The organism is Pseudomonas sp. BIGb0381 (assembly GCF_024809815.1).
Taxonomy (GTDB): domain Bacteria; phylum Pseudomonadota; class Gammaproteobacteria; order Pseudomonadales; family Pseudomonadaceae; genus Aquipseudomonas.
Map to the genome: position 1 here is coordinate 1 of NZ_JANUEN010000005.1, position 16,368 is coordinate 16,368.

Annotated in this window: 16 protein-coding genes; 4 read left to right on the top strand and 12 right to left on the bottom strand. The window is 59.7% G+C overall.

The window, feature by feature from the left end; genetic code table 11:
• Positions 1–450 precede the first annotated feature (450 nt).
• Genes M2397_RS15155 through M2397_RS15180 form a run of 6 tightly spaced genes read right to left on the bottom strand, consistent with a single transcriptional unit; the run spans position 451 to position 6,374 of the window.
• Positions 451–2,193 (bottom strand): ABC transporter substrate-binding protein, encoded by a 1,743-nt coding sequence (locus M2397_RS15155; RefSeq protein WP_131698013.1) that lies wholly within the window; start codon positions 2,191–2,193, stop codon positions 451–453.
• Positions 2,194–2,225: 32 nt separating this feature from the next.
• The gene (locus M2397_RS15160) at positions 2,226–2,498 is read right to left on the bottom strand and encodes a DUF2160 domain-containing protein (protein WP_027607297.1); all 273 of its coding nucleotides are present in this window, start codon (positions 2,496–2,498) and stop codon (positions 2,226–2,228) included.
• 10 nt (positions 2,499–2,508) lie between these two features.
• The gene (locus M2397_RS15165) at positions 2,509–3,309 is read right to left on the bottom strand and encodes a carbohydrate ABC transporter permease (protein ID WP_003174634.1); all 801 of its coding nucleotides are present in this window, start codon (positions 3,307–3,309) and stop codon (positions 2,509–2,511) included.
• 10 nt (positions 3,310–3,319) lie between these two features.
• Positions 3,320–4,186: a carbohydrate ABC transporter permease gene (locus M2397_RS15170; protein ID WP_131698014.1), complete on the bottom strand. Its 867-nt coding sequence runs from the start codon at positions 4,184–4,186 to the stop codon at positions 3,320–3,322.
• Positions 4,183–5,280 carry an ABC transporter ATP-binding protein gene (locus M2397_RS15175; RefSeq protein WP_131698015.1) on the bottom strand — a complete coding sequence of 366 codons (1,098 nt, stop codon included), beginning with the start codon at positions 5,278–5,280 and terminating at the stop codon, positions 4,183–4,185. The genes M2397_RS15170 and M2397_RS15175 overlap by 4 nt, the downstream gene beginning before the upstream one ends.
• Complete coding sequence (locus M2397_RS15180) at positions 5,280–6,374, bottom strand: ABC transporter ATP-binding protein (RefSeq protein WP_090402916.1); 1,095 nt, start codon at positions 6,372–6,374, stop codon at positions 5,280–5,282. Before M2397_RS15180 ends, M2397_RS15175 begins: the two co-directional genes overlap by 1 nt.
• Before the next feature lie 263 nt (positions 6,375–6,637).
• Here M2397_RS15180 and M2397_RS15185 point away from each other — a divergent pair, with 263 nt between their 5' ends.
• Positions 6,638–8,455, top strand: coding sequence for a sigma-54-dependent Fis family transcriptional regulator (locus M2397_RS15185; RefSeq protein WP_259243893.1), 1,818 nt, complete (start codon positions 6,638–6,640; stop codon positions 8,453–8,455).
• Between the two features lie 246 nt (positions 8,456–8,701).
• On the opposite strand, the gene M2397_RS15190 is transcribed toward M2397_RS15185, so the two are convergent.
• A complete protein-coding gene (locus tag M2397_RS15190; RefSeq protein ID WP_259243894.1) occupies positions 8,702–10,813 on the bottom strand; it encodes a TonB-dependent receptor domain-containing protein in 2,112 nt (703 codons plus the stop codon).
• 239 nt (positions 10,814–11,052) lie between these two features.
• On the opposite strand from M2397_RS15190, the gene M2397_RS15195 reads away from it, so the two are divergent.
• On the top strand, positions 11,053–11,481 hold the full coding sequence (locus M2397_RS15195) for a helix-turn-helix domain-containing protein (protein WP_259243897.1): 429 nt from the start codon (positions 11,053–11,055) through the stop codon (positions 11,479–11,481).
• Positions 11,459–11,755 carry a cupin domain-containing protein gene (locus M2397_RS15200; RefSeq protein ID WP_256663598.1) on the top strand — a complete coding sequence of 99 codons (297 nt, stop codon included), beginning with the start codon at positions 11,459–11,461 and terminating at the stop codon, positions 11,753–11,755. Before M2397_RS15195 ends, M2397_RS15200 begins: the two co-directional genes overlap by 23 nt.
• 234 nt (positions 11,756–11,989) lie before the next feature.
• On the opposite strand, the gene M2397_RS15205 is transcribed toward M2397_RS15200, so the two are convergent.
• Entirely contained in the window at positions 11,990–12,259 is a 270-nt protein-coding gene (locus M2397_RS15205; RefSeq protein WP_145338427.1) for a hypothetical protein, read from the bottom strand.
• Between the two features lie 124 nt (positions 12,260–12,383).
• Positions 12,384–13,133, bottom strand: coding sequence for a hypothetical protein (locus M2397_RS15210; protein ID WP_131698019.1), 750 nt, complete (start codon positions 13,131–13,133; stop codon positions 12,384–12,386).
• A gap of 517 nt (positions 13,134–13,650) precedes the next feature.
• Here M2397_RS15210 and M2397_RS15215 point away from each other — a divergent pair.
• Positions 13,651–14,607 carry a hypothetical protein gene (locus tag M2397_RS15215; protein ID WP_131698020.1) on the top strand — a complete coding sequence of 319 codons (957 nt, stop codon included), beginning with the start codon at positions 13,651–13,653 and terminating at the stop codon, positions 14,605–14,607.
• A gap of 82 nt (positions 14,608–14,689) precedes the next feature.
• On the opposite strand, the gene M2397_RS15220 is transcribed toward M2397_RS15215, so the two are convergent.
• From M2397_RS15220 to M2397_RS15230, 3 genes are read right to left on the bottom strand one after another with little or no spacing between them, the layout of a single operon-like run.
• Complete coding sequence (locus M2397_RS15220; protein ID WP_310521931.1) at positions 14,690–14,911, bottom strand: hypothetical protein; 222 nt, start codon at positions 14,909–14,911, stop codon at positions 14,690–14,692.
• A gap of 30 nt (positions 14,912–14,941) precedes the next feature.
• The gene (locus tag M2397_RS15225; protein WP_131698021.1) at positions 14,942–15,226 is read right to left on the bottom strand and encodes a hypothetical protein; all 285 of its coding nucleotides are present in this window, start codon (positions 15,224–15,226) and stop codon (positions 14,942–14,944) included.
• A 30-nt stretch (positions 15,227–15,256) separates the two neighbouring features.
• Positions 15,257–16,153 (bottom strand): hypothetical protein, encoded by an 897-nt coding sequence (locus tag M2397_RS15230; protein ID WP_184742736.1) that lies wholly within the window; start codon positions 16,151–16,153, stop codon positions 15,257–15,259.
• Between the last annotated feature and the right edge of the window lie 215 nt (positions 16,154–16,368).

Below are 16,368 nucleotides of genomic sequence, written 5' to 3' on the forward strand. Positions count from 1 at the left end.
GGGCCATCCCTGGCCCAGGACGGCTAACCCGGCGTCCTGCCGGGTTACCCACGGATTCAAGCCTGCGTTCGGCCAGCGTGGTTAACGGGGCGCCTGAGATCAAGATCAAAAGCCAGAGGAAAAGCAGAGCAAAAGCAGAGCAGAAGCAGACCGAGGTCCATCTGATATATGGAGATCCAAATGTGGGAGGGGGCTCGCCCCCGATGAGGGTGGGTCAGTGATACTTGGGTTGACTGACTCACCGCTATCGGGGGCAAGCCCCCTCCCACATTTTTAACCCAGTACACCAGACCCAACTCCGGTCGGCTCTAAGGCCGCCACGAGACTAAGCTGCCCATACTCAGGATTGCCTGACCAACCCGCATCATCGGTCACAGAACTGCGCCTTCATGTTTGCGCCAAAACAAAACGGCACCTGGGTGCCGTTTTGTGTTTCATGCCCGGGCACGTTTACTTACGCGCTGCCTCCCACTGCTTGAGCAGGTCGCCGTAGGCCACGGTTTCGCCTTTCGGTTTCTCGTTGGCCAGTTTCGGTTTCGGCGCGCCCGGCTGGTCGAACCAGTATTGCGCGTCACGCTCGGGGTTCATTTTCGGGCCACATACCGGCTGCACCTTGGAGCGTTCCAGGCGCGTCATGATCGCGTCCTGCTCCTTGGCCAGGTTGTCGAGGGCCTGTTGCGGGGTTTTCTCGCCGCTGGCGGCGGCGGCGATGTTGCTCCACCACAGTTGCGCCAGGCGTGGGTAGTCCGGCACGTTGGTACCGGTCGGCGACCACTCGGTCCGGGCCGGGCTGCGGTAGAACTCCACCAGGCCACCGAGTTTCGGCGCCATGTCGGTCATGGCCTGTGAGTTGATATCGGACTCACGAATCGGCGTCAGGCCGACGATGGTTTTCTTCAGCGACACGGTTTTCGAGGTCACGAACTGCGCGTACAACCAAGCGGCGAGTTTCTGCTTCTCCGGCGTCGACTTGAGGAAGGTCCAGGAACCCACGTCCTGATACCCCTTCTTCATGCCCTTTTCCCAATAAGGCCCGACGGGCGACGGTGCCATGCGCCATTTCGGCGTACCGTCGGCATTCACCACCGGCAGGCCCGGCTTGACCATGTCAGCGGTAAACGCGGTGTACCAGAAGATCTGCTGGGCGATGTTGCCCTGGGACGGCACCGGGCCGGATTCGGAGAAGGTCATGCCCGCCGCTTCCGGTGGCGCGTAGGCTTTCATCCAGTCCACGTATTTCTGCGTGGCGAACACAGCGGCCGGGCCGTTGGTGTCGCCGCCACGGGTGACGCTGGAGCCCACCGGGTGGCAGTCCTCCACGCGGATGCCCCACTCGTCCACCGGCAAGCCGTTGGGCAGGCCTTTGTCGCCGCCACCGGCCATGGAGAACCAGGCATCGGTAAAGCGCCAGCCCAGGGATGGGTCTTTCTTGCCGTAGTCCATGTGCCCGTAGACGCGCTTGCCGTCGATTTCCTTGACGTCTTCACTGAAGAATTTGGCGATGTCTTCATAGGCCGACCAGTTCACCGGCACGCCGAGCTCATAGCCGTATTTTTCCTTGAACTTGGCTTTCAGCTCCGGACGCTCGAACCAGTCGGCGCGGAACCAGTAGAGGTTGGCAAATTGCTGGTCGGGCAGTTGGTAGATCTTGCCGTCCGGCGCGGTAGTGAAGGAGATACCGATGAAGTCCTTGATATCCAGGGTTGGCGAGGTGAAGGCCTTGCCTTCGTTGGCCATCAGGTCGGTGATGGATTCGGTCTTGCCATAGCGAAAGTGCGTACCGATCAAGTCGGAATCGTTGACCCAGCCGTCATAGATATTCTTGTCGGACTGCATCTGGGTTTGCAGCTTCTCCACCACGTCGCCTTCCTGCAGCAGGTCGTGGGTCAGCTTGATGCCGGTGATTTCACTGAAGGCCTTGGCCAGCACCTTGGATTCGTACTCGTGGGTGGTGAGGGTTTCCGACACCACATTGATCTTCATCCCACGAAACGGTTCCGAAGCCTTGATAAACCACTTCAACTCCTCAAGCTGCTGGTCGGCCGTGAGGGTCGACGGCTTGAATTCGCTGCCGATCCATTTTTTCGCGGCATCTTCGTACGCATCGGCCCAGGCCGTGGCGCTCAAACCGCTGAGGGCCAGTACGGCGGCCAATGAAATGCTATGTCGCAGCTTATTGTTCTTATTCAACATAGAGACCTCCTGGTTGTTTATTCATAAGGGCACTAGCCCCAACGCATCACACTCAACAGCCATACCAGGGAGAGCGCGGACGCTACCCAGATGCTCCAGTCGGTAACGCCGATCACCAGCAAATGCAGGTAGGCGCTGCCGAGAAGACCGATAAACAAGCGATCACCACGGGTGGTGCTGATCGGCAGGACGCCGCGCCGCGGGATGCTCGGCGAGCGCAGCTCCCAGGTGGTCATGCCCGCCAGAATCAGGGCAATGCCGCCAAAGAACAGTGCAGTGGGGGTGGTCCAGGCCATCCATTCCATCATCGACTCCTCAGACCCGGCCCAGGGCAAAGCCCTTGGCCACGTGGTTGCGAACAAACCAGATCACCAGCATGCCGGGCAGGATGGTCAACACCCCCGCCGCTGCCAGCACGCCCCAATCGATACCCGACGCCGACACCGTGCGCGTCATCACCGCCGCGATGGGCTTGGCGTTAACCGAGGTCAGGGTGCGCGCCAGCAGCAGCTCGACCCAGGAAAACATGAAGCAGAAAAACGCGGTCACACCGATACCGGAGCCGATCAACGGGATAAAAATCTTCACGAAGAACTTGGGAAAACTATAGCCGTCGATGTAGGCAGTTTCGTCAATTTCCTTGGGCACTCCGGACATGAAGCCCTCCAGGATCCACACCGCCAGTGGCACGTTGAACAGGCAGTGGGCCAAGGCCACAGCGATGTGCGTGTCGAACAGGCCGATGGACGAATACAGCTGGAAAAACGGCAGCAGGAACACCGCTGGGGGCGCCATGCGGTTGGTCAGCAGCCAGAAGAACAGGTGCTTGTCGCCCAGGAAACGATAGCGCGAGAAGGCATAGGCTGCCGGCAACGCCACGCTCAGGGAAATCACCGTGTTCAAGCTCACGTAGTACAGCGAGTTGAGGTAACCGGTGTACCAGCTCGGGTCGGTGAAGATCACCTTGTAGTTGGCCAGGGTGAAATCCTGCGGAAACAGGGTCAGCCCGCCGAGGATTTCGGTGTTGCTCTTGAAGGACATGTTCAGCAGCCAGTAGATCGGCACCAGCAGGAACAGGATGTAGATCAGCAGCGGAATAACCTTGCGCTTGCTCATGTTGGCGGCCTCAGCGGTTGGCGTCGGAGTGGGTCATGGCGGTGTAGAACAGCCAGGACACCAACAGGATGATCAGGAAATACACCAGGGAAAACGCTGCCGCCGGGCCCAGGTCGAATTGGCCTACGGCCATCTGGGTCAGCGTCTGACTGAGGAACGTCGTGGCGTTACCAGGCCCGCCGCCCGTGAGGACGAAGGGCTCGGTGTAGATCATGAAACTGTCCATGAAGCGCAGCATCACCGCGATCAGCAGCACGCTTTTCATCTTCGGCAACTGGATATGTCGGAACACCGCCCACGCCGAGGCCCGATCGATACGCGCCGCCTGGTAGTACACATCCGGGATGGCCCGCAGCCCGGAGTAGCACAGCAGCGCCACCAGTGAGGTCCAGTGCCACACGTCCATCACCAGCACCGTGACCCAGGCGTCCATGGTGTTGGCCGCGTAGTTGTAGCTGATCCCCAGGGCGTTGAGGCTGTAGCCCAGCAGGCCGATATCGGCGCGGCCGAAGATCTGCCAGATAGTGCCCACCACGTTCCACGGAATCAGCAGCGGAATGGCCAGGATGATCAGCACCAGCGACGACCAGCGGCCCTTGGTCGGCATGGTCAGGGCGATGGCGATGCCCAGGGGGATTTCGATCAGCAGCACGCAGGCCGAATAGATGAACTGGCGCAGCAGCGAGTCATGCAGGCGCGGGTCGAGCAGCACCTGTTTGTACCAGTCGGTGCCGACAAAGTAGCGGCTGGACTGATCGAAGATGTCCTGCACCGAATAGTTGACCACGGTCATCATCGGGATCACCGCACTGAACGCCACCAGCAGGAACACCGGCAACACCAGCCACCAGGCCTTGTTGTTCTGCACCTTGTTCATGGCAGCACCTCCAGCAGGTAGTCGTCGGCATACACCATCAGCCACTGCGCGGGGAAGCTGATACAGGCCTTGCCCTCCGGCACCGGTTTGTCTTCGGCCAGGCGTATCTTCAGCGGGGCGCCGTCGAGGTTGAGGGTCATGATCTTGTAGGTGCCGAGGTCTTCGAGGTGAGTGACATCGGCTTGCAGGGCGTCAGGGTTGTACTCGTCCCAGACGTGGATAAATTCCGGGCGAATGCCCACCTGCAGCTTCGTGTAGTCGGTGCTGGCAATGCGTTGTTGCATAGTCTCGGACAACGGCAGGTGAGTACCGGCAAACCGCACACCACCGGCCTCGGCCTGCACCTCGATCAGATTCATCCCCGGGCTGCCGATGAAATAGCCGACAAAGGTGTGGCTCGGCCGCTCGAACAACTCACGGGGGGTGCCGAACTGCACGATCTGCCCGCCGTACATCACCGCGATCTTGTCGGCGAAGGTCGAGGCCTCAAGCTGGTCATGGGTGACGTAGACCATGGTGATATTGAACTGCTCATGTATCTGCTTGAGCTTGCGCCGCAGCTTCCATTTCAGGTGCGGGTCGATCACCGTCAGCGGTTCGTCGAAGAGGATGGCCGACACGTCGTCACGTACCAAGCCACGGCCCATGGAGACTTTCTGTTTTTCATCGGCCGTGAGGTTGCGGGCTTTTTTGCTCAGCAGGGTTTGCAGGTCGAGGACTTCGGCAATCTCCTGCACCTTGCTGTGAATTTTCGCCTCGGCCATGCCCTGGTTCCGCAGAGGAAAGGCGAGGTTATCGAACACGGTCATGGTGTCGTACACCACCGGGAACTGGAACACCTGGGCGATGTTGCGTTTTTCCGGGGAGAGGTCATTCACCACTTTGCTATCGAACAGCACCTGCCCTTCGGACGGGCTGAGCAGGCCGGAGATGATATTGAGCAAAGTCGACTTGCCGCAGCCCGACGGCCCTAGCAAGGCGTAGGCACCGCCCTGCTCCCACACGTGGTTCATTTCCCGAATGGCGTAGTCCTCAGGACCGCTCGGCGTAGGACTGTAGCTGTGCGCCAGGTTCTGCAAATGGATCTCGGCCATCAGGCAACCCTCGCAACGCGGCGCCCGGGGGCCTGGACCAAACGGCCCTGGCCATCGAACACAAACAGTTTATGGGTGGGGATATACACGCGGATCGGCGCGTCGACGTCGTACTCATGCACCCCCGGCAGGTGCAGCACCAGCAGGAAATGCTCGCTGCGCACGTGCAGGAAGGTTTCCGAGCCGCTGATCTCGGCGACTTCCACGGTCACCGCCAGCTCCAAGTCGTCGTCGTTGCTCGGCACCAGGCTGATATGGCTGGGGCGCACGCCGAAGCGGAATTCGCCTTCGCCGATGGGGCGCAGGTCGACGTTCAGCGGGAAGTGCACGAAATTGGCGAAGCTCACCTCGTTACCGCTGATACGCCCCGGCATCAGGTTGATCGGCGGCTCGGAAAACAGCTCGGCGGCCAACACGGTCTGTGGCTGGTGATAGACCTCGGCGGCCTTGCCACTCTGGATCACCCGGCCTTCGTGAAGAATGGTGGTGGTGCCGCCCAGGGCCAGGGCCTCGTTGGGCTCGGTGGTGGCGTAGATGGCAATGGTATGCCGCGCCTTGAACAGCTCGCGCATTTCCTGACGCAGCTCTTCGCGCAGTTTGTAGTCCAGGTTCACCAGCGGCTCGTCGAACAGGATCAGCTCGGCATCCTTAACCAACGCGCGGGCCATGGCCGTGCGTTGCTGCTGGCCACCGGACAACTCCAACGGGTGGCGCTGCAGGAATTTCTCGATGCGCAGCATCTTTGCGGTTTCCAGCACTTTGCTCTGGATCAGCTCGTTGGACACACCGGCCTGGCGCAACGGCGAGGCGATGTTTTCGAACACGGTCATGGTCGGGTAGTTAATGAACTGCTGATACACCATCGACACGTTGCGCAGACGCACCGGCTTTTGGGTGACGTCCACGCCGTTCATCAGGATGCGGCCGCTGTCGGGCTTATCCAGGCCCGCCATCAGGCGCATCAGGCTGGTCTTGCCGGACAGGGTGCGGCCAAGCAAGACGTTGAAGGAACCGGCTTCGAAGCGCAGGTTGGCGTCGTCGATCCAGGTTTGACCTTCGACGACACGGGAGACATGTTCCAGGGTCAATGACATGACACGACCTTTTTATTATTGGAATGAATCTGGCCATTCGTCAGAGCGAGTTTCGTGCCAAAAACGGCAGGTGCTTGATCCACAAGGAAATGGGTGAAACGTGATGTTCAGGAGCGAACAGAAATGAACAGATCAGGCTGAACAATTGAACAATCCGGAGGTTGACAATGAACAGTTATGAACAACACTCTTTGAACCCGATTGACTTGGTTACACCCGTTGGATTGTGCAAGACCCCAAAACAATAAAAAGAAGGTCGCCCCATGGCCGAACCCCTGGCTCACGACACCCTTATCCAGGAATCCTGGCGCCGTTGCCGCGCCTTCGGCCTGGACCACCAGAGCACACCGAGCTTCGATCAACTGCCCGCCGAGGGCATCAGCCAACTGCTGGAAAGCCAGCATTCCCTGGTGCAGACCACGCATCAGGAAGTCCTGCCCTACTACGAAAACATCCTGAGCAACTCCAACTGTCTGATCATGCTGGCTGACAACCAGGGCCAGGTGCTGACCAGTTGGGGCACCCAGCGCTTTATCGAGCCCAAGCTGGCCCGGGGATTCAGCGCCGGGGCCAGTTGGATGGAACGCTCCAGCGGCACCAATGCCATCGGCACCGCGCTGGCCTGCGCCCAGGCGGTGCATATCGAACACGACGAACACTTCCTCAAGGCCAACCGCTTCATGACCGGCTCAGCGGCGCCGATCTTCGATGCCCAGCGCGAAATCATCGCGGTGCTGGATGTGTCCAGCGACAGCTACCTGCCGCCCTCTCACACCTTGGGCATGGTCAAGATGATGAGCCAGACCGTGGAAAACCGGCTGATCCTCAACCTGTTTCGCGGTGAGCACTTCCAACTGACATTCAACACTGGCCTGAGCAACCTCGACAGCCAATGGGCCGGCCTGCTGATCTTTGACGAGAGCGGCCAGGTGCTCTCGGCCAACCGTCGTGCCGACAACTTGCTGGGTATCAGTCTGTCGCGGGTGATGATCGACAGTTTGTTCAAGGTGTCGTTGCTGGAGTTGCTCAATCAGCCGGAGGGCCTGCCCTTTTCGCTGCAGGCGGCGGGACGCAATCGCTTCCAGTGCCTGCTGAAACGACCGAAGCAGATGCCGGTGCAGGCGCGGGTGTTCAGCGAGCCCGTTGCGCCAAAGCCCGCCGCGATTGGTTTGAAGACCCTGCACTTTGGCGATGCGCGCGTGGAAAAAGCCGTGCGCCAGGCCGAGCGCTTGCTGGAGAAGGACATCCCGCTGCTGATCCACGGTGAAACCGGCGTGGGCAAGGAAGTTTTCGTCAAGGCCCTGCACCAGGCCAGTTCCCGCAGCCAGCAGGCGTTTATCGCGGTGAACTGTGCGGCGATTCCCGCTGAGTTGGTGGAATCGGAACTGTTCGGCTACGAAAAAGGCGCGTTCACCGGCGCCAACCAGAAAGGCAGCATCGGCCTGATCCGCAAGGCCGACAAAGGCACGCTGTTCCTCGATGAAATCGGCGATATGCCGCTGCCGACGCAAGCGCGCCTGTTGCGGGTATTGCAGGAGCGTTGCGTGCAGCCGGTCGGCAGCAGCGAGTTGTTCCCGGTGGATTTGCGCATCATCTCGGCCACTAACCGGGCCTTGCGCGAGCGGGTCCAGGCCGGGCGTTTTCGCGAGGATTTGTACTACCGCATCGGCGGCCTGACCCTTGAATTGCCGCCATTACGCGAACGCAGCGACAAGCGGGCGCTGTTCCAGCAGCTGTGGCAGCAGCACCGTGAGCCCACCCAATGGGCCGGGCTCAGCGCCGAGGTGCTGGCGTTGTTCGAGCAGCACCCGTGGCCGGGCAACCTGCGCCAGGTGAGCAGCGTGTTGCAGGTGGCGCTGGCGATGGCCGAGGAACAGCCGATCCGCCCGGAGCATCTGCCGGATGATTTTTTTGTCGACTTGAAGGTGACGGCGCCGCTGCCCGCCAATGAGTACCTGGATGACAGCATCGACCTGCCCCAGCGCTTGAAGGCGGCCGGTGGGAACATTTCCCACCTGGCGCGGGAGCTGGGCGTGAGCCGCAACACCCTGTACAAGCGCCTGCGCCAAGGCAATGACTGAACGCCTGTAGCCGTCCTCTATCGCGTAGCCGTTTCTTGCGCATCCCGTAGCCATCAGTGCGAACCCTCAAACGATACTGGGGCAAGGGGCTCACATGCGCCGAAAGCACCACGAATCAAATGCGGGAGGGAGCTTGCTCCCGGTAGAGGGTGGGGCAGTCAGCTTATCTGTAGCTGATACACCGCTATCGGGGGCAAGCCCCCTCCCACCGTTTGATCTCCATGCAGCAGGTACCTGGGTGTCCTCTTAGCGCCAGCTCCACGACACTCCGGTGTAGATCCCGCGTCCATCGGCCGGTGTGGAGCGTGCGACATCCAGACCCTTGTCGTCGTAGCCCGGCGTGACGGTGTTGGCGTAGCGGCGGTTGGTGAGGTTGCGCAGGTCGACCCAGGCTTGCCAGTCCTGCTTGGGTGCGTCGTAGCCAAAGGTGGCGCCCAGGAGGGTGTAGGACGCGGCGTAATAGGAATTGGCGTAGTCCACCGCCACCCGTGAGGAATACTCGGCGTTGAGGCTGGTGTAGAAACCGGTCGGGTGGCTGTAGCGCAGTTGCGCCTGATAGTAGTGCTTGGGGATGCCCGGCAAGCGGTTGCCACCGAAACGGTCGTCGTCGCGGTAGTGGAAATCGCTGAAGGTATAGGCCTGGCGCACATCGAGCTTACCGCTGCGACCACCGTCCCACAGCGGGCTGAGCAGGCCCAGTTCTACGCCCTGGTGCACGGTGGGGCTGGCGTTGGACTCGGCGACGATGGCATTGCTGGTCGAGGTCTGGGCCTGGGTTTCCACGGTGAGCAGTTCGTGACGCACTTCGGAGCGGTACAGCGCCAGGTCCCACTGGCCGAGCCATGCTTCGCCACGGCCACCGATTTCCAGGGTGGTGGCGGTCTGGTTTTTCAGGCTGACGCCTTCGCGGGCCAGGCCTTTGGCTGCACCACTGGCAAAGTATTTGTTGGAACCCCAGATCATCGACCATGCGTGCGGTGGCTCGACCGAACGGCTCAGGTTGCCGTACACCTGCAACTGCGGGTTGAAGTCATAGCGCAGGCCGATGCGCGGTGCGTAGTCCCAGTCATGCTGGCTAAGCGGCGCCTGGCCTTCGGGATAGGTGACCTGGGTTTCACGGCGGGTATAGATCGCGGCCAGGCCGGTGGTCAGCCACAGGCCCTGGACCAGCTCCAGGTCGTTACCGATATGCAGCACGGTGTCGGAGCCCAGGTAGCTGTAGTCGCGGGTCTTGGTGCCGGGGGCGTAGGTTGCGGTGTTGCCGGCTGGCGTGCGCACGTATTCCGATGCGCCGTTATTGGGCATCGCCTGGGTGGTGCGCAGGCCGAGGGTGGTTTTGCTGTCGTGGCCGAAAAACGTGTCCTGGCGGATGTAATTCAGGGTGCTGCTGATATCGGTGTAGGCCACCTTGAGGCGGTTGGTGCCTTCGCGCAGGTCCATCGGGTAATCGTGGTACGCCAGCCCGACTTCCAGGCGCGAGCTGTCATCCAGCTGCAAGGTGGTCTTGTTGGCGATCCAGGTGGAGCCCGGTTGCAGGCGCTTGGAATCACGGGCGGCGTTGAGGCTGTTGGCGGCGCGCGGGTCGTGACTGATCTGGGCGCGGGTGAGTTTGCCGGGGGTGTCGTTGGTGGTTTCGCGGTAACGGAAATAGAAGCGGGTTTCCAGGTCCGGGTTGAAGCGGTAGCCGAAGTTGGCGGCCATGCCTTTGCCGGTGGCGGCGCTCTGGCGCTGGTAGCCGTCGGATTCCGAGTCGGTGAGGCTGATGTAGTAGTCGGCATCCCCCAGCACCTGGCCCGAACTGATCTCGCGCTGGGCATAGCCACGGCTGCCGGCTTCGTAGCGCACTTGCAACGTGGGCGCGTCGTAGCCGGTATGAGTCACGTAGTTGACCGCGCCGCCCAGCGCCAATGCGCCCCGATCGAAGCCATTGGCACCGCGCAGCACCTCGACGCGGCTTTGCCACAACGGGTCCTTGAGTTCGTAAGGGGTGCCGCCGGGGCCGGTCAGCGGCAAGCCATCGAACATTTCGTACAGCCCTGAAGCATGGGCACCCGGGCTGCGGTTCAGGCCAGAACCGCGAATGGACAGCTTCACCCCTTCATTATTCGCCGCCTTGGCGTACACCCCCGGCTGGTACTTGAACACGTCTTCGTTGGTGCTCACCCGCCCCTGCTGCACGCTGCTCATGTCGATGTAATTGGTGGCGCCGGGCACGCTCTTGAGCTGCGCCTGAGCCACTTCGCCGGCGCTGGCCTCCGGCGTGGTGACTTCGACCGGCGCCAATTGCAGGTCTTCGGCGTGCACCAGCGAGCTTAACGTCAAGGCGGCAAATAGGAACGGAGGTGGGCGCAGCAGCATGGGCGGATCCTTGGAATTCGGGGGCGTGAACGGCTGGGCCATCACGCGAACAGTGATGGGAAGGCAACGATGCTCGCCAAGTCACCCCTTAATAACGGACCAGCCCCTTCCCACAACAGCATCAGACCGGATTTATTTTTTAAGTCCAAAATCGAATTAATACATGCAAGCTCAGTATTTAAGGAAATAACCAGTACGTATTACTTCGGGTCATCGAGTCACCTATGAGATCGCCTCCCATGCCTGCATCCTCCACCGTCATCGACTTTACCCTCCATCGCAAACGGCACTTGTCACTGGATGCCCTGGCACGCGCCTGCGGCGTGAGCCGGGCGATGCTGGCACAGGTCGAATCCGGGCGCAGCGTGCCGTCGATCAAGGTGTTGTGCAAAATTGCCAAGGGTCTGAAGGTGTCGGTGGCGGCGTTCCTGGAAGATCGCGCGTTCGAAGGGGTTGAAGTGTTGCCGGCGCAGCAGAGCAAACGCCTGGTGAGTGCCGATGGCGCGTTTATCAGCCGGGCGCTGTTTCCCTACGATACGGCGCGCCAGTCCGAGTTCTATGAGATTCGCCTGCGGGCGCTTGGGGAGGAAGTGTCCAAAGGCCACGGGCCGTGGCATCCAGGAAAACCTGGTGGTGGCCCAAGGTGTGCTGGAAGTCAGCGTCAATGATGAACGCTACCTGCTGTCCACCGGCGATTCAATCCTGTTCTACGCCGACCAGCTCCACCGCTACCGCAAATCCGGCGGACAGCGAAGCCGTGGCGTTCCTGGTGATCACCTACCCAGAGCGGCTGGATTAATCACGCAAAAAAACGCCCCCGACTTATCGGGGCGTTTTTTATGGCGCGGGACCTGTCAGCAGGTGCAGCACATCATCGGCATCATTGGCATGGAGGTGTTCATCGGCATCTGCATTGCATTCATCATGTTCGAAACTCCGTAATCGACAGGAAATGGCTAGGTTCTGGCGCCGATTCCAGAGAGGCCGGAGGGCTGCGCAAGACGCCGGCAGAGCAGCAGGAATGGAGGTTCCCAGGGATGCTTAGTCGAACAAAACAGCTGTACCAGGCGTGATGACGATCAATCTGACGCTATTGCGCCACTTATATCCGCTACATGACGTTAATAGACGTCATGGATATTCGATTGAGGAATCTCGTCCAATCTTAAGGAATGACTAGGCGTTGGGCTTCTCCAGAGACTGCATCAATTCATCGGCCTCCGACCCCGGTGGCAACCTGAACCCATGCATTTCATCAGCGGCAAGAATTTCACCCAGAGCGGTGAGCAACTGCGCCTCTGTCGGCGAGTCTCGCAGCAGTTTATGCGCGGGCAGCAACAACTCGGAGGGAACGCCCTGAACGCTTGCGGCGTCGATCACAGCGAAGAGGATAAAGCGCAGGCGTATTTCGCGGTCCGTCGGCCACGCTGTTTTTCGCTTACCCAAGGTAGGGCCTCGTTTTTTCAGAAAAATCCGAGGCTATTGTGCACAGACAGGTGTTTCAAGCATCGGGATGCAAGATAGGCAGATTCCTACATCCAAAGGAGAAACAGCATACCGAACAACCCAATTACTGCACCGGCAGGAAATTCATCAACAACAGGCTTTGTGCATAGTTAAGCCCAATACGGCGGTAGCGTTCGTCGAGCATCTGGGTCAACAGGTCAAGGCGCGCAACAATCTTGCCGAACTCGACGGCGAAACTCAGGTTGCTGCCCTCCTCCGAGATCTCGTTGGAAAACAGGAGCAGGACGCCATTTGCATCCTGGCGCTTGCTGAGCAACCAGGTGGCCTTCTCGATGTTGCGCGCGGCGTTGCTGACGAACTGCGGGTTGATCGAGTCGGTAATGTAGAACTCGGTACGCCCACCGTGGGCGGTCACGATCATGCTGCCGATGGCATAGATAAAGGCACCGACCCGGTCGCCCTTGAACTCGGGGCTTAACGAATAGCTCAACGCGGCCAGGTCGCGACGGTCCCCCAGGGCAGGCAGGGACCGACGTTGCTCGATGGCCTGGCGAATTTCCCGCGCAGCGCTCACCGCATCCGGATAACCCGACTGGCGCCACTGATTGGGGTTGCGCAGATAGAGCTTGTTCATGAGCAAATACAGGCTTTGCAAGTTGTCGCGCATGCCCAGAGTCGCCATGCGATCGACACTGGTCTGGAAGAACTCATCAGGTTTGCCGTTGCTGAACTGCTTGGCTATGTCCCGACCCTGCTGTTGGGTGCAGCCACTGGCGCAGAGCATTAACACCACGGCCAGCCACAGTGGCCGACGCACTCGTCGAGTCTTGAATAAAAGTAACGTGCGAGCCATCGGCACCCGATCTGGTTCTTTCGCCCGCGCGGGAAATCGGCAGGGCTGGGACAAAGATAGATTGGAGAAATGAAAAAAAGTGCGATGGGCTGGGCAGATAGTTGTAAACAGTGCCTGGCGGGCCATGGGTCGGCAAAGTCGTGAAAGATTCGTTTCAGGACCTATACTCGATAGTTGCGAGTGTTGTCGACGCTCCAGGGAGGACTTACATCGCATGCGGCACGCTCATCCGCAACCGTACAGGAGGGTAGCGTAGATGAAACATCCCATTCGAGCTCAGATTTTTGTGCAAGTGATTTGCCTGCTTTCGGTGGCTCAGCTGTTCTGCTGAGCCTTGCGTCACTGCCGTTGAAATCAGCTGCGATTGCGGCCGGATGGCTCGCGCGCTTTATTTGGGGCCCATCAACTCAAATCACACCTGCCGCGCCCGGGTCGCAGACGGGGATTACGCTTGATAGGATGAGCCCCACTCAACTGCCGTTTCAATCAGGAGTCATGCGTGGGTAAAGGAATAAAAATGTCGTCGGCATTGGATGCGCTGGGCCATCCGCACACTATCGAGGCACTTCAAACGCTCAGCGATCGTAACCGCACTATTCCATCGCTGGTGTGTGACGGCGGCAACTGCCGTGCACCGGTGCGCTTTGTGCCGCGCGGACTCGTCAACCGGGCGGGAAAGGAACCATACGACCGCGCCGCCTACATCGGGCTGACTGCCGGCCGTGACTCCGACCACAAACCCGGGTGCAAATACGACGCCATCGGCCAGTTGAAAATTATCGTCGCGGCCGAGTCCGATCCCGACTTTATCGGAGCGCTCAACGCCGGCGCTTCCGAACTGCGCCTGTTACTGCTGCACAATAACCTGGGTGGCAAATCACTCTCTGGTGCTCAGTTTACGACTTCAGCAACGGAGGGCTCTGCCACGCAGAGACAGCCCAAGCTATATCAGCCAAGCGGCAAAAAACTTGCCAGCTACCTGCGCACTACGGCTGATCTGCTTAAGCTGCGTGAGCGGTGCGAAGCGGATGATGAACTGGCTCAACACCTGGTACTGCGCTTTGGTACTAAGAAAATTCGCTGGTCAGACTTTTTCTTTGAAAAAAACCGCTACGAAGATGCATGGCGAATGCTGGAACGCCTGGGGAGCGAGTGCCACCCCTTCGCCGTGGTGGGCACGGTCGACCGGGTTTACGTGCCAGATGAAGGCAGCGGCCGGGTCATGAGCTATCTGAATCTCACGGCTAAATACGAACGGCCCGACGCGGAAAATGTGACAAGCGTCTTCAAGGTCAGTGTTGGAGATAAAGACGGCGAGTGGCTGCAGACGCTGGTCAAAGGCACAGAAGTCATCGTATTTGGCGTGTGGAGCAGTGGCTCGCCGGAAAAACGAGCAAGCGGATCGAAAATCTACCTGAATCACACGCTGACGTTGTACACCAAGTTCAAGGAGCAGTTGGTGGTCGTGGCGTGAGAGGTGCCGTCACAGACGGGCACAGACCCACACCACGCAGGCGTAATGGCTTGGCTGTAGGGACTCTATTCGCATGCGTGTGTCATTTGTCCAGGTTCAATAGTTCGTGCATCCGCTCCCCTATCAGTCCCCGCAACCACTCGGCATGAAACGCCATTTCGTCCAGGGAGATACCCTCACCCAATTGATAGTCGAACACCTTGTCCTTCGGTCCCTGACACACGACGCGGAAATGCCCATCGCGATCAAACCGGGCGAGCACGTAGGGGCAGACGTAGATGATGTCGCTAAATGGCACACGCACTTCGCAGGCCCTGCCGAGCGGTCGGTAGCCTTACTTGAGCAGGGCAATCACCGCGCAGACAAGCATGATCGCCAGCGCGGGCCACTGCATGGGCATGAAAAAGAAGTGATGGCGCACGCCATCTTCATGCACCTGCCGGTTCAGGACAAAGCCCAGCACGGTGTTGATGCCCGAGCCAATCCCCAGGCCCATCAACAGTTGCATCAGTGAGGTATTGCCGGGTTTGACGCTGGGGTCGGGCCATAACCCCATCAGCAACAACACCATGGCCACCGGTGTGAACAGCGTCAGCCAGCCTGCGCCGCGATAGATCATCGTTTAATACTCATCTTTGATGCTGCCGGCTCACGCCAGCTCGCGTTTTTGTTCTTCAGCCGCAAACACGGCATCGAGGGTATTGAGGAACAGATCGTGGCTCAGAATGCCGGTGGCGATGGTCGACAACACGGGTTTGCCGCTCTCGTCCTTGATCACCACCTTTTCAGTCCAGGCATTGAGGTCGACGGTACACAACGACGACATCGGCACCTTGCGCCCCTGGTATTCGAGGAAATCCTGGCTCACCACAATCGGCGTCGTGGTGATTTTGAGGAAGTTGCCGCTGACGCGCTTGCCCCAGACCTGCCCGGAGCTGATGCAATTGAACCTGACCGCCCCGCCCGACTCCAGCGTCGCCATCACCTCCCGCAGACGTGCGCGTACGTGCAACTCACGAACCAACTCCTGGAAGTCGTGAAAGCCCTTGAGGCTCTCGATCACTCGATGAAACGGCTCGCTGGCATTACGACGGTAGGCCAGGTTGGTGATCATGCCGGTCAGCACGGTTTGCCCGGAGCCAAATAGATACAGGTCGTCAATCTCGGCAAAGGCGGTGTATTCCCGCTGATCGTTGATGATGCGCTCGATGCCGTGCTCATACACTGCGTAGCGCGGCGCACGCAGTTTCCTGTGCCAGGCGTAAGCGGCAAATACACCAAGCCCGAGAACGGCCAGCAAAGCGCTGGTGGCGTAGATCAAGGTATGTGGGTCACTGAAACTGAAGGCCATGCCACGGGACGTTTGGAGACTGACCGGCCCCTCATTGCCCGGTGGCAGGATCGTGCCCAGATACAACACAAACCCGGCGAGACCTAACAACACAACGCCAAATATCAAACTGAAAATCAGAAAACCCTTGCCGTGACGGAAACTGGCGATCAGTTCGCCGGTGGCGGAAGGCGCTTGGGAGGGGGATGACTGCATAAAGCTTACGTCCTTGTAATGGGTAGCGCGCGCCGCGGTTTACGCAGAGCCGATTGAGCCGTGCCCCCATTGGGCAGGCTTGGCACAGCAGGTTGGAACATGGCTAATTAACATCCTTCCTTGTGCGTAGGGGTTAATGCGGACGGGTTCACATAGTTCGCGGCACTGGGTTGGTTTTTTGCGCGAGGAACAGTGGACTGCCCCCGACACCGTAG